The organism is Demequina silvatica, from assembly GCF_000971215.1.
In the GTDB taxonomy this organism is placed as follows: Bacteria; Actinomycetota; Actinomycetes; order Actinomycetales; family Demequinaceae; genus Demequina; species Demequina silvatica.
On sequence record NZ_BBMA01000006.1, the window covers coordinates 142,886 to 156,453 of the forward strand.

Annotated in this window: 12 protein-coding genes; 3 read left to right on the forward strand and 9 right to left on the reverse strand. The window is 70.9% G+C overall.

Going from position 1 to position 13,568, the window contains the following annotated elements; translation table 11 throughout:
• Positions 1–224 precede the first annotated feature (224 nt).
• From AOM05_RS09850 to AOM05_RS09875, 6 genes are all read right to left on the reverse strand, one after another.
• Positions 225–1,217 carry a putative endonuclease domain-containing protein gene (locus AOM05_RS09850; protein WP_228373257.1) on the reverse strand — a complete coding sequence of 331 codons (993 nt, stop codon included), beginning with the start codon at positions 1,215–1,217 and terminating at the stop codon, positions 225–227.
• Between the two features lie 174 nt (positions 1,218–1,391).
• Positions 1,392–1,868 carry a CAP domain-containing protein gene (locus AOM05_RS09855; RefSeq protein WP_062521745.1) on the reverse strand — a complete coding sequence of 159 codons (477 nt, stop codon included), beginning with the start codon at positions 1,866–1,868 and terminating at the stop codon, positions 1,392–1,394.
• Between the two features lie 2 nt (positions 1,869–1,870).
• On the reverse strand, positions 1,871–2,410 hold the full coding sequence (locus AOM05_RS14425; RefSeq protein ID WP_062521748.1) for an ElyC/SanA/YdcF family protein: 540 nt from the start codon (positions 2,408–2,410) through the stop codon (positions 1,871–1,873).
• Positions 2,411–2,475: 65 nt separating this feature from the next.
• On the reverse strand, positions 2,476–3,024 hold the full coding sequence (locus tag AOM05_RS14430) for a YdcF family protein (RefSeq protein WP_169746748.1): 549 nt from the start codon (positions 3,022–3,024) through the stop codon (positions 2,476–2,478).
• A 39-nt stretch (positions 3,025–3,063) separates the two neighbouring features.
• On the reverse strand, positions 3,064–4,209 hold the full coding sequence (locus AOM05_RS09870) for a Gfo/Idh/MocA family protein (RefSeq protein ID WP_062521752.1): 1,146 nt from the start codon (positions 4,207–4,209) through the stop codon (positions 3,064–3,066).
• On the reverse strand, positions 4,206–7,073 hold the full coding sequence (locus tag AOM05_RS09875; RefSeq protein WP_082097432.1) for an FAD-binding and (Fe-S)-binding domain-containing protein: 2,868 nt from the start codon (positions 7,071–7,073) through the stop codon (positions 4,206–4,208). The genes AOM05_RS09870 and AOM05_RS09875 overlap by 4 nt, the downstream gene beginning before the upstream one ends.
• A 364-nt stretch (positions 7,074–7,437) precedes the next feature.
• Between AOM05_RS09875 and AOM05_RS14260 the strand changes: the two genes are divergently transcribed.
• Both AOM05_RS14260 and AOM05_RS14265 read left to right on the forward strand, forming a co-directional pair.
• Positions 7,438–8,118 (forward strand): hypothetical protein, encoded by a 681-nt coding sequence (locus tag AOM05_RS14260; protein WP_062521755.1) that lies wholly within the window; start codon positions 7,438–7,440, stop codon positions 8,116–8,118.
• Positions 8,119–8,220: 102 nt separating this feature from the next.
• Positions 8,221–8,850, forward strand: a complete 630-nt coding sequence (locus tag AOM05_RS14265; RefSeq protein ID WP_062521757.1) for a hypothetical protein — start codon at positions 8,221–8,223, stop codon at positions 8,848–8,850.
• Here the strand turns inward: AOM05_RS14265 and AOM05_RS09890 are convergent.
• Together AOM05_RS09890 and AOM05_RS09895 are read right to left on the reverse strand one after the other, a co-directional pair.
• Entirely contained in the window at positions 8,847–9,257 is a 411-nt protein-coding gene (locus AOM05_RS09890; RefSeq protein WP_062521759.1) for an arsenate reductase/protein-tyrosine-phosphatase family protein, read from the reverse strand. The genes AOM05_RS14265 and AOM05_RS09890 overlap by 4 nt on opposite strands.
• 10 nt (positions 9,258–9,267) lie before the next feature.
• Entirely contained in the window at positions 9,268–9,927 is a 660-nt protein-coding gene (locus AOM05_RS09895) for an arsenate reductase/protein-tyrosine-phosphatase family protein (protein WP_228373258.1), read from the reverse strand.
• A 300-nt stretch (positions 9,928–10,227) separates the two neighbouring features.
• On the opposite strand from AOM05_RS09895, the gene AOM05_RS09900 reads away from it, so the two are divergent.
• Positions 10,228–12,249 carry a hypothetical protein gene (locus AOM05_RS09900; protein WP_156165145.1) on the forward strand — a complete coding sequence of 674 codons (2,022 nt, stop codon included), beginning with the start codon at positions 10,228–10,230 and terminating at the stop codon, positions 12,247–12,249.
• A 505-nt stretch (positions 12,250–12,754) separates the two neighbouring features.
• Here AOM05_RS09900 and AOM05_RS09905 read toward each other — a convergent pair.
• Positions 12,755–13,540: a L,D-transpeptidase gene (locus tag AOM05_RS09905; protein WP_062521765.1), complete on the reverse strand. Its 786-nt coding sequence runs from the start codon at positions 13,538–13,540 to the stop codon at positions 12,755–12,757.
• Positions 13,541–13,568: the final 28 nt, after the last annotated feature.

A 13,568-nucleotide genomic window follows, 5' to 3' on the forward strand; every position in this document is an offset into this window, starting at 1 on the left:
TGATGCCCCCTGCCAGAACTGCGATTGCGATGGTGCGACGAACGTTCACGTCACTTCCCCCTCATGCCCTCAGCGAGCACGGCCCCCCGGCTGGCTCGGTTTCGACAGTAGCACCGCATGTCCGGTTTGTCCGCAGTTTTTCCGTTGGTCCGGTTCCTTCCATCAGGGGTGCGCGGACGTGACACATTGGAGTACGCACACACGCCTGTGCGAGCTTCAATGTGTCACCTCGAGGCATCGAGCACCGGTGTGTCAGGGGAAGGTATCGCCGGGGCCGCAAGGCGGGCCGCGATGGTCTCCGCGAGCATGCGGCGACACCACTCGGGCCGGTCCCGAAGCTCCTTGAAGGAGAAACGCACTGGCAGCCAGCCGATGGAGGCGAACTCGGTGTTCCGCTCGCGGTCACGCGCAACGTCCTCGGGGCTGGTGTGGTCGGCGTCGCCGTCGCACTCGAGGTCGATCCTTGCGGCGCGGTGGATCGCGTCGGGCGTGCGGTCCCGCCCTTGGACGACCATCAGGACCTGCCACTCGAGGTCCGCGAACTCGGGTCCGGTGAAGACCTCACGCTTCGCCATCACCTCGGTCGGCGACGTGGCTCCCGCGACGAACTCGCCCATGATCCCGTTGAATATGCTCCGATCCGGGAGCCGACTGCGCCGAGCTCCGGCCTCGATGACCTTGTCGGGCGTTGCGATCTCGAGCCACAGTGCGCGGTAGAGCACGTCCTTGCGACGCTTGCGTGGCGCGCACGCCCACGCATCCACCACGGCCTCGCCTCGCCCGACGCACCAGTCGTCGCGCGCCTCCTCCTTGTCCTCCGGCAGCACCGAGCGGGACAGGTGCACCCAGGAGGGAGTCCGCGCGTTCCAGGTGCGGACCGCGACGCAGCGGATCCGGGCCGGAGCCGGATATGCGGCGTTGAACAGGTGCAACGCAGATTCGCCCGAGATGAGGACACGCCAACCTGACCATCGTCGGACTGCCGCGCAGCGCACCGAGTGATCGTTTTCCAGGGCGGTGGCCACGTAGACGGCTGGCAGCAGCGCGACGAGCGTGCCCTCGCGCACGGCGCCCTCAAGACCCCGGCGCCCGATCCGCTTGATCAAGGCCTTGCGCGCCATGGTTCGCGGCTTGCCCTCCTGCAGCGCGGCCACCACTCGCGCCACCTTGCGATCGAGCTCGAGGGACCGTGGCATGAAGTCAACGGTGCCGCTCACCGTGGGCGCGATGGGCCGATGCGCGAAATCTGTGGAGAACGCGCGAGGCGGCGCTCCGGCATGACACGTTGGAGCTCGCACACGCGCATGTGCGAGCTCCAATGTGTCATCGCGACGCATCGAGCACTCGTGTGTCACTGGGGCGCAGCCGGACGCCGCGCCGGCGGCGCCCCTCTACTCGGAGCTGACCGCCGCACCCTCGAAGAGCTGCGAGCACGCCCGCATGCCCGAGTCGCCGCCGTCGGGCAGCGGGTCCGCCTCCACGCACGCCACCGCGCCGATGGTGAAGTCCGCGTCCAGGATGTTCGCGCGATGCCCGGCCGAGCCCATCCACAGCTCCACCACCTCCTCCGCGCTCACGTCCGTGCGCGAGAGGTTCTCCCCCGCCTTGGCACCCTCGTGGCAGGTGGAGACCAGGACGTCGTGCTCGAGGTCGGGATCGGTCGCGAACGGCTCGGCGCGCTCCGCCGCCTTAGAAGCCAGGCACTCGTTCCACTTGAGCGGAGTCAGCCCGGCCTCGACGCGCGCGTCGTTGGACACGTCGAACAGCTCGCGCGCGAGGTCCTCCGGCGGGGTGGGGCCCGCGGAGCACCCGGTCAGCAACGCGACCCCCATCGCAAGCGAGGGAAGCGCGCGAGCCAGCCCGCGCATCGTCAACAACCGTCCTCCAGCCACACCTTCACGAAAGCGGCGCTCTGATACGCGTAGTGATACGCCCAGTACCAGGGGTCGAGGTGCTCGCCCGAGGAGAGGTACGCGATGTCGCCGTCCCAGCATCGCTCCATGATGACCCGCGTGCGCGTGAGGTGGGGCGTGGTGGTGATGACCGCGACGGACTCCCAGCCCTCGTCCTCCACCAGCGAGTGCAGCCAGCGGGCCTCGCCGCGGGTGGTGAAGGGGTCAGGCTCGGTGCAGAGCACCTCATACGTCTGAGCCGAGTCGCAGACGGCGGCAGCCTCGGGCCACTTGTCGCGCTCCTGATCCCACTCGCCGAGCGAGACGACCATGGTGTCGGTGAGGCCGTCGGCGATCATCTGCTCGGCGAGCTCGATGCGCGGCGCGGTGGGCGGACCGATGACGTAGACGGCGTCGACGGCGCGCGGCTCGTCGTGCGCGGGGAACACGTACAGCGGCAGCCCGATCAGCGCGACCGCGCCCGCGAGCGCCACCGCCAGGATCAGGAGCCGTTTCACGTGCGGCACCCTAGCGCGGCGAGGTTGCGGCGAGGTGACGGGCGCCTCGCAGACGGACGATGCGCCTAGCACCCCCGCTCGAACGCCACCTTCACGAACGCCGCAGTTTGATACAGGTACTGCTCGACCCAGAGCTCGAACCACAGCGGCTCGCCCGACTCGAAGTAGGCGATGTCGCCGTCCCAGCAGCGGCCCATGATCACGCGAGTGCGCGAGATGTGCGGCGCGACGGTGATGACGCCCACCGACTCCCAGCCGTGCTCCTCCTGCAGATCCCGCAGCCAGCGGGCCTCGCCGCGGGTGGTGAAGGGGTCGGGGGTGCCGCAGATGATCGTGTACTCCTGCGAGGTCTCGCACGCCTCGACCGCCTGCGGGACCCACTGGCGCTCCGCCGGGTCCTCGCTGATGGACACCACCACGGTGTCGGTGAGGCCGTCCGCGACCATCTGCTCGGCGAGGTCCATGCGCATGTCCATGGGCGAGCCGAGGACGTAGACGGCGTCGACTTCGCGGGGCTCGTCATGCGCGGGGTAGACGTAGAGCGGCAGGCCTACCAGCACGAACGCGATCCCGGCCGCGACCAGCGCGAGCAGCACCTTCCCCAGCCTCCCCATGGGGTGACGGTAACCCGGGAGCGGTGGCGCCGGGAAGGCTCAGCCCCAGGGCTCCTCAGCCACCACCACGTCGCGCCCGGTCTCCGCGGACTCGAGGATCGCGAGCGACAGCGCGTGATCCCACAGCCCCTCGGCGAGCGGGTACGGCGCCGGGCCCTCGCCGCGGGCCCACAGCCCCATGTCCCAGAGGATCTGCGCGACCGCGAGGTCGTCCTCCGACATCCGGGACCCGTGCCACGCGTTCCTGTAGACGACCTCGCCGTCGAAGCTCGAGTGCCACAGCGCGTTGCCCTCGAGGTTCAGGTCCATGCCGGTGCGGCGGTGCTCGATCCGGCTCTCGACCGGGCCCTCGGCGGTGAAGCGCAGCACCGAGTCGTCGGCGATCTCGCCGTGGCTTCCCCGGATCACCATCCGCCGGTGCACGTACGGGTTCCACCACTGGTTGTCGACGAAGTCGTACAGCCCCATCCCCGCGTCCCCGAAGTCGAGCGTCGCGACCGTGGTGGTGCGCGGCTCCGGTTCGGGGACCTCGGCGCCGGCCGATCCCGGCTCCCCCGCGACCCACCCGGCGGGCGTGAGCGGATCCACCATGGGCGCCGTGAACGTGCGCGCGGTGACCCGCGCCCCGGCGCCGGTGACAGGGGAACCCGACCCGAGCATCGTCCTCATCAAAGAAACGGCGTGATAGAGGTGCGTCGACGACAGCTGCACCTGGTGCGGCTTGCCGATGACGCCCGTCGCGAGCAGCGAAAGGCGCGCGGCGTGGCCGGGCATGCGGGTGTACTGCTCAGCGACCTGGACCAGGCCCGAGGCCCCTACCGAGGCCCACAGCGCGCGCAGCCCCGGAAGGTCGGGCGCGGGCGGGGTCTCGGCGAGCACGGGCACACCGGCCTCGACCACGGAGCGGATGACCCCCGGCGATGCCTCCCACGGCACCGCCGCGATCACGAAGTCCGGGCGCAGCGCCAGCGCCTGCTCGAGGCCCGCGACCGGCAGGTGGTCGTGAAGGTGCGCGGAGAACGGGGCGGCGTCGCGGCGTGCCTCGACCAGCGCATCGTGCGCCCGCGAGGGCGTCCGGCCCACGATCGCGACCGGCTCGAGCCGCTCCGGCGCCATCGCCGCGAGCCGCAGGAAGAATCGCGTCCGCCACCCCGTGCCGACCACCGCGAACCGCACCGCGGTCATGCGAGGCGCTCCAGCAGCAGCTGCGCGAGGTGGCGGCCCTGGACGCCCGCGAGGTCGTCGGCCTGGGTGCGGCAAGAGACGCCATCTGCCAGGTAGATCGATCCCTCCGGGGCCTCGCGGAGCGCGGGGAGCAGCGAGTTCTCGGCGACCTTGACGGACGTCTCGTAGTGACCCTTCTCCGTGCCCCAGTTGCCCGCGAGCCCGCAGCAGCCGGCGGTCTCGGTGACCGTGGCGCCCGCGCGCGCGAGCAGCTCGCGGTCCGCCGCGTACCCCATCACCGAGTACTGGTGGCAGTGCGGCTGCACCACCGCGGTGACGTCGCGCAGGTCCGGGACGCGCCAGCCGTCGCGGGGCTTGGCGGGCGCGCGGCCGGTGAGGACCTCGGCGAGCGTGAAGGTGGACGATGCGACGGCCAGGGCCCTTGGATCCTTCGGGAGGAGTTCGGTCAGGTCCCCGCGGAGGACTCCCATGCAGGACGGCTCGACGCCCACGATGGGGACGCCGTTGACGGCCCAGGGGCCGAGCACCGTGAGGAGGTGCTCGAGGTGCTTCTTGGCGCCGTCGAGCTGGCCCGTGGAGATCCAGGTGACGCCGCAGCAGGCGTCGCCGGCGACCACCACCACGTCGAGGCCGGCGTCCTCGAGGACCTTCACGACGGCGTCGGGGATCTCGGGGTCGAGGCCGTCGGTGAAGCTGTCCGCCCAGAGGACCACGAGGTTGTCGAGGCGGGTCGCCTTGGCCGGGTTCGCGCGGCGGGTGCGTGCCGTCTCGCTGCGGCGGAACGGGACCTTGAATTCGGGCAGGTTGCGGCGCGTGTCCATGCCCGCGATCGAGACCGCGAGCTTCTGGATGGGCCGGGGCTTGAGGACGGCGGTGATGAGGCGGGGCGCGAGGCCCACCACCTTGAGCCAGCGCGGCAGCCACCCGATCGAGTAGTGCGTGACGGGGCGCACCTTGTTCTTATAGGTGCGGTGGAGCACCTCGGACTTGTAGGCGGCCATGTCGACGCCCGAAGGGCAGTCGGAGGAGCAGGCCTTGCAGCTGAGGCAGAGGTCGAGGCTCTCGCGGACCTCGGGCGCGGCGAGGCCGCCGATGAGGGTGCCGTTGAGGGCGTCCTGCAGCACGCGGGCGCGGCCGCGGGTGACGTCCTTCTCGTCGCCGGTGGCCTGGTAGCTGGGGCACATGAAGCCCGAGCCGGAGCCGATCGAGTCCGCGCGGCACTTGCCCACGCCGGTGCAGCGGTGGACGGCCTCGGCGAGGTCGCCGTGGTCGTGCGCGAGGGCGATCCCGAGGCTTGGCGTGTGCTTGGCGGCGGGGCGTCGGAGGTGGGCGTCGAGCGGGTCGGGGTCGACGATCACGCCGGGGTTGAGGTGGTTCTCGGGGTCGAACAGGTGCTTGACGCCCTTGAAGAGGTCGACAGCCTCGGGGCTGTACATGGTCGACAGGAGCTCGGAGCGGGCGCGGCCGTCGCCGTGCTCGCCGGAGAGGCTGCCGCCGTGCTGGGCGACCAGGGCGGCGGCGTCCTCCATGAAGGCGCGCAGCGGGCGGCCGTCCTCCTGCATCGGGATGCCGAGCCGGACGTGGATGCAGCCGTCCCCGAAGTGGCCGAACGGCTGGCCCACCACGCCGTGACGGTCCATGAGGGCGTCGAAGTCGCGCAGATACGCGCCCAGCTTCTCCGGCGGGACCGCGGCGTCCTCCCAGCCGGGCCACGCCTCCTGGTTCTCGGGAGTGCGGCCGGAGAGCCCGGCGCCGTCCGCGCGGATGGCCCAGAGGCGGGCGGCCTCCTTGGGGTCGCTCACCTCGCGCCACGATGCGGTGCCCGAGTCCGCGGCGAGCGCGGCGAGGGTGGCGCGCGCCTCCTCCTCGGTGTCGCCGCCGACCTCGACGAACAGCCAGCCGGCGCCGTGCGGCAGGTCCGGCACGGGGCCGGTCGCGCCGGCGACGCGCGCGACCAGGCGCGCGTCCAACCCTTCCACCGCCTGAGGCTTGTGGGCGAGCATGGGGACCACCGCATCGGCCGCCGCGGGCATGTCCGCGTACCCGAAGGCCGCCGTGAGCCGGACCGGCGGGACGTCGACCAGCCGGACGGTGGCCTCGAGGATGGTCGCGAGGGTGCCCTCGGTGCCGACCAGGAACTTGGCGAGGTCGCCGCCGAGCTCCGGCAGCAGGTGCTCGAGCGAGTAGCCGCTGACCTGGCGCGAGAAGCGGCCGAACTCCGTGCGGATGAGCGCGAGGTTCGCCTGGACGAGCTCCTCGAGGCCGCTGATGGTGGCCAGGCCGCGCGGGCCCGCGGTGAAGCGGCGGCCGAGGCCGTCGACCGCGTCGAGCGCGAGGACGTTGTCGACCGTGCGGCCGAACGCGACGGCGTGCGGGCCGCAGGCGTTGTTGCCGATCATGCCGCCGAGCGTCGCGCGCGTGGAGGTCGACGGGTCGGGGCCGAAGCGGAGGCCCTGTGCCGCCACCTTCTTCTGGAGCTCGGACAGGACGACGCCGGGCTGGACGCGCGCGGTCTTCGCGTCGAGGTCGACGTCGAGGATGCGCGTCATGTGGCGGCTGGTGTCGAGCACCAGGCCCGGGCCGATCGCGTTGCCGGCGACCGAGGTGCCGCCGCCGCGCATGGTCACGGGGACGCGGGCGTCGCGGGCCGTCGCGAGCGCAGCCTCGAGGTCCGCGGCGTCGCGGGGGTACGCGACCACCTGCGGAGGGATGCGGTAGTTGGAGGCGTCCGTGGAGTATTCGGCGCGGCGGCGAGGGCTCGCGTCGACCTCGCCGTCGATGGCGCGGTCGAGCTCGGCGGCGAACGCGGCCGTGTCGGAGGTGTCGGAGGGGGTGCGCGGCGCCGTGGTGGTCACGCGCGCCATTCTTCCACTCCGGGTCCGGTGCCCTGCCAGGGACGTCGGGCCCGGGGTTGGTGTGTGGGCGCGGGCCGCAGAGCCACGACGCACAGGTCAACGGGTGCGCCCTGGTGACACATGAGTGTCCGCTGCGCCCCGGTGACGCACTGAAGTGCGCACACCAGCGTGTGCGTACACCACGGTGTCACGGCGATCCAGCGTGCAGGGCGGCTGGCGGAGCGGTCGAAGGGCACGCCGAGCGGCGGGGCGGGATGCGGCATTTGGAGGGACTTGCGTCCCTCGTCGTCGCACTTTTGGCTTCATAAAATTGTTATAGATCGGGCAAATGAACACGTGCCACCCGGACACGGAGCCCGCTGAGGAGAACAACATGAAGACCCCGTACTTCGCGGCAGCGGCCGCGGCGTCCCTGCTCGCGATCGGCGGCGGAACCGCCTACGCCGCGGGCGGCTACAACCCCGAGTGGGGCAACATCAACGTCAACGTGTCCTGCGGCTCGCAGATGAACCTCGACATCACCTACAACGAGGCACCGAGCTCGCAGTGGACGTTCGAGGTGACGGCCTCGGACGGCTCGTCGTGGACGCTGGTCGACAACGACAGCGACCTCATGGGCTTCCACCCGATCATCCCGGCGGACGAGCTGCCCGACGGCACCTACTCGTACACGGTGGACGCGACGTACGGCGACACCACCTGGACCGGAGTGGTCGAGGACACGGTGACGTGCAACGAGCCGCCGGTCGAGCCGACCACCGAACCGACCGTCGAGCCGACCACCGAGCCGACGGTGGAACCCACCACGGAGCCGACCGTCGAGCCCACCACGGAGCCGACCGTTGAGCCTACGGTCGAGCCCACCGTCGACCCGGTCGAGCCGATCGACCCCACGGACCCGACCGACCCCGACACCACGGACCCCGACGTCACCACGCCCGACACCACCGACCCCGAGACGGGCGTGATCGACGAGAGCACGACCACCACCGTCACCCCCGAGAACCCCGACGGCGCCCAGCCGGTCCCCGCTCAGCCGAACTATTCAGGCTGAGCCAGCCGGCGCATCGTCCCGCGGCACCCTCCCGGGCGCCCTCCCCGTTGCCATCCGCCCAGTTGGGACGCAGGATGGAGGAAAGCCCGGGAGAGGCCGGCCATGCAGCCGTTGCGCGCACTCGCATTCGCGACCGTGGTCGCGGCCGGAGTCGCGGGCAGCGCGGCGGTCGCAACGTCGCTCCCGGCCCTCAACAGCCCGGCGATCTTCGTGGAGGGGTTCGGCGACATCAACGTCAACGTTTCCTGCGGGTCGCAGATGAACCTCGACATCGCGTACCAGGTGGCTCCTGAGCTGGAGTGGGAGTTCGTGGTGACCACGTCTGAGGGCGACATCATCTTCCTCACCGACACCGACGGCGACCTCATGGGATTCCACCCGGTCATCCCCGCCGACGAGCTCCCCAGCGGCAGCTACACCTACACCGTCGACGGCATGTACGGCGAGGAGAGCTTCCCCGGCCTGTTGTCCGGCACGGTCACCTGCACCACAACCGAGCCGCCGCAGCCGTCCGAGGAACCCACGGTCATCACCCCGACCGTCGACCCGACGGGCGGCGTCACCACGAGCCCCGAGCCGAGCACCGACCCCGATGGGGGCGGCGGAGACGGGGGCGGCGGCTCAGGCGGCGGAGGCGACGGCGGCGACGGCGGCACCGGCGAGGTCGGCGTGCTCGACGAGACGGCCGGCGGCGCCTCCCCCGTGCCCGGCGAGGCCGGCTACACGGGCTAGGAAGCCACCACCGACGGCCCCGGCGCCAGCCCGAGCGACTCCATGAGCGCGCGGACGCGACCGTCGATCTCGTCGCGCTGGGCCTCGGACGGGCCGGGCTCGATGGCCCAGTCCTCGTAGCGCTTGCCGGGGACGTACGGGCACGCGTCGCCGCAGCCCATGGTCACGATCACGTCCGCCTCCTGCAGCTGCGCGTCGGTCCAGCGCTTGGGGTGCTCGTGCGTGATGTCGATCCCGACCGCGGCCATCGCGGCCACCGCGCCGGCGCTCAGCGCCTCGCCCGGCTCCGAGCCGCCCGACCACGAGGTCGCGCGCTCCCCCGCGTAGTGCGCGAACAGCCCGAGGGCCATCTGAGACTTGCCTCCGTTCTTCACGCAGAGGAACAGGACGGCGGGCTTGTCGGACATGGCTCTCCTTCTACAGGGACGATGCGAGGGTTGCGGCAAGGCGCCGAACCCTGGGTTCGAGCGCGTCGAAGGCGGCCGCGAACGCGCGGCTGGTGCCCTCGGCGACAGGATCGGCGACGGACCAGTGGAGGTCGCCGCCGCAGTCCTCGTACGCGAGGTCGCACACGGCGATGGTGAGGTCGCCGGGCTGGCGCGCGGCCTCCAACGCGGCGGGCGCGAGGGCGACGGGCTCGAGGCCGCGCCGGTCGAGCTCGTCGAGGGCGAGCGGGTGGATCCGGGCGGCGGGCGCCGTCCCGGCCGACGCCACGGGGACGATGCGCCGGGCACCCAGCATCGCTGCGGCCAGCTGGGAGCGGGCGGAGTTCGCGGTGCAGGTGAACAGCACGCGGGCGGGGCGGGCGAGCTCGCGCGACGGCTGGTCGAGCGCCGCCTCGAGCAGCGGCGACCAGGTCAGCGTGAGGTACGAGCGGCGGCCGTCCGCGTCCGAGCGGCGGCGTGTCACCACGCCGGCCTCCTCGAGCACGCGCAGGTGGTGGGCCAGCAGGCTCGAGCTGAGAGAGGTGAGTGCGGCGAGCTCGCCGGGCGCGCGGTCGCCGTCCGCGAGCGCGTCGACCAGCGCCAGGCGGTGGGGGTCGGCGAGCGCGGCGAGCACGGCGAGACGGTCGGTCACACCCCGAATATATCTCAACTGGCGTTGAGAGATCACCCTCCCCGCACCGAACCCGGCCCCCTACGAGGTCGGACGTTCGGCGTGGCGTTCCCGGCGCATCGTCCACTCAGACGCAAGACTTGAGCCGATAACGCAATCCCTTTTGTCACATCCTTCACGCCCGTATAACGACGTCACATGCGTAGTTGTGGAGTTCGCCACACCTTTGACGACCGTTTTCGCCGGCCGGACCATGGTCCCAGCTGGGGAGCTGGGCGTCGCCGACGACGCCGGATCACCCTTCCCAGCATGGAGGGGATCATGAAGCTGAGGAAGACTCTGGTGGCCACGATCGTGGCCGCTCTGACGATGATGTTCGCGTCGCCGGCACTTGCCAGCGAGGGCGACCCGCAACCGGGCAACGACGGCGTCCACAAGGTCTGGGTATGCAAGTACTCGGGCACGCCGTACGTCGACGAGGTGCTCAAGCCGGGCAAGAACCCGATCGCGGTGGACGGCAACGCGACCACGGGCACGTATTTCAACGACGGCCAGGGGCAGTCGTACGTGCTCGACCAGGTCACGGACGAGAACACCGCGCAGGGTGAGCGCTACACGGGCGAGAAGGTGTGTCCCGAGGGGCGTTCGTTCGATTGGGACTGGGAGTACGCCGCACCGACGTGCGACGCGCTCACCGTGACGTACCCGGCCGCGCTTCCCGCGGGCCAGGCGAACGACGTCAACATCCACGTCAAGAACCTCGCCACCGGCGAGCAGAAGACGCTGAACTTCCACAACAACGACGGCACGTGGTCGGGCACCCAGTCCTTCACGTACGCGTCGCACAGCAGCTGGGAAGGTTGGGCGTACTTCGCGGTCACGTGGACCCAGGTGGCCGGAACCAACTACCACTGGTCGGGCAACCTCGTGTGCGGTGAGCCCGTGAAGCCGCCGAAGCCGGACACCAAGGTCGAGAGCACCCAGTGGGAGGTATCCGACTACAAGTGCGACTCGGAGTCCGTCAGCCTGATGCGCGAGGTCACCACCACCACGTACACGTGGGACGCGGAGTCCTGGTCGTGGAAGTCCTCGAAATCGACCGAGACCGAGACCTCGAGCCGGCCCATGACCGCCCAGGAGAAGGCGGCCAACTGCGAGGAGCCGCCGGTCGACGTCTGCACCAACCTGCCCGACCTTCAGACCGAGGTGCCCGCCGGCTATGAGACCGACGGTCACGGCAACTGCACCGTCCCGCCCGTGGACGTCTGCAAGAACCTCGACGGCATCCAGACCGAGGTGCCCGCCGGCTACAAGGCCGACGGCCAGGGCAACTGCTGCAAGTGCACGCCCCCGCCGGTGGTCGACAAGTGCCTCAACATCGACGGCAAGCAGGCCACCGTTCCCGAGGGCCTGGTCAAGGACGGCGACAACTGCATCATGCCGCCCGTGGTCGAGGTGAGCGACTGGTACGGCGAGCCCCAGTGCGGCGTGGACTTCTACTTCGAGTCCGCAACCGAGACGACAACCACATACACGCTGGTCCAGGACCAGCATGGGTGGGAGTTCGTGCCGGCGGTGACGTACAAGGAGCTGCTCCGCAAGGTCTACGTCGAGGCCGTGCCGTGCGAGGATGCCTCCGCATCCGTCACGGTGACCCCCGCGACGTGCGACGCACCCGGATCCGTGGCGGTGGCTGAGACCGCCAATGCGACCCTCTCTGGTGAGCTCTCGCAGGAGCCCGGTGACCACGAGGCGACCTTCGTCGCCGACGAGGGCCACGCGTTCCCCGGTGGCGACACGACGCTGGTGGTGGACTACACCGTCGAGGACCAGCTGACCGACGGCTGCGCACCCGACACCCAGGAGCCGAACATCGACGGCACCATCGTGGGCGCGGTCTGCAACGCGGACGCACCGTTCCTCGAGTACGACATCACGCTCGACGACCCGGACAACGTGTCGACGGACGACGGCACCGCGACCATCACGTTCGTCCACCCGAAGAACCCGGCGAAGAACTGGTCCACCACCGTGGACATCGGCTCCGGCCGGATCCTGTGGCCGGGTGCCAGCCTCGACGCCAACGGGGCGGCGAACAACTGGCCGGGTTGGAAGTACGTGCCCTCGAAGGACGCCTGGGTGTCCGTGGGCAACGCCAACTACGGGTGGACCCGCGCGGAGAACACCGAGGTGCTCATCGAGGTGAACCCGAGCAAGACCCTGACGGTCTCCTACCCGCCGGCCACACCGGTCTGCAACTCGGAGCCGCCTGAGACGGTGGTGAGCGTCCTCGACGCCCCGCCTGCCGCCCCGGTGACGGGAGTGGCGAGCTACACCGGCTGATCCCCGGTGTAGCGCCCGGCGCGGTGCGGCCTTCCTCAGCGGGCCGCACCGCGCCGGGCATTCTTATGCGCTCCGGGGGGGTCGGGCTCCGGGGTGGGGCGGGGGTGCGTGGGGGCCGGCGCCGCTCGGTTGATAAGCCGATGCCGAAGTCCTGCGACTTCTCTGCTCCGGGCTATCACCGGGGCGCGTGAGCGTGGGGTCGGCACCCTCGGCGCAGCGCGGAACCCCCACCCGATTCGCGCCACCCGAGCCCGTTCACTCCGACTCGCCATCTACCAGGTATGACGCCGCAGAGGGTCGAGCGGGGTCAGTGGAGATTCCTTGCCATGGCAAGCAACTCCAACTGGTCCCCGCCGCGCCAGCCGCCGAGCGCGCGCCCGGGTCGACCGCCACCATCGCCCACGGTTGATGGCGGCGGCGGCGCGAAACCGTCGCGATCGCCCACGGTCGACGCGCCACGCGCCACGCGCCACGCGCCACGAGCCCACCAGCGCCCCGCCCCGCCCTACTCCGCGTCGATGTACACCGGCGCCCCCAGCGGGATGCCGATCTTCTCCACCATCTTCGTGATGATCTTGTTCGGCACCCGGATGCACCCGTGAGAGATCGCTCTTCCGAACGAGTCCGGGTCATCCGTCCCGTGGATCCCGATGACCGCGTCGCCGCCGGCGAACTCGTCGAGCACGGGCGAGTACCCCGACAGCCCGTACGCGTACGGCCCGTAGGGCCCGCTCGGGTCCGGCGGCTGCAGCAGCTCGCGGATGTAGTAGGTGCCGCCGGGGGTGGGCAGCTCGTCGGTGCCGAGCCCGATCTCCGTGGTGAGCACCGCCTCGTTCCCGTCCCACACGGTGAGCTCGAAGTACTTGAGGTTGATCTCGATCGACATGGTGGTCGCGCTCACCGTCACGCGGTCCGCGGGGATCCACCCGGTGGACCCGTTGGGCCGCACCGGCAGGTACACCTCGAGCCACGACCCCTGGATCTGCTTCACCAGGAACACCAGCGGCGTCGCGTCCGGCACGGTGAGCACGTCCTCCGCGCGGATCACCTGCTGCTCCGCGCCGTCCGGCTCCGTCAGCACCGTCACGGACGTGCCGCGCACGGTCGCGACGTAGGACGGCTCGACCTCCTCGCTCGCCGAGGGCTCCGGCGACGGCGTGGGGCTCGCACTCACGCTCGCGACGGGCGCGGGGGTGGACGATGCGGGGGTCGCCGCAGGCTCCGAGGCGGGGGTGCACGCGGCGAGAGCCAGCGCGGTGACCACGGTGAACAGCGCGACGACGCGACGCATCGGACCTCCCTCAGACCCTAGGCGTCAC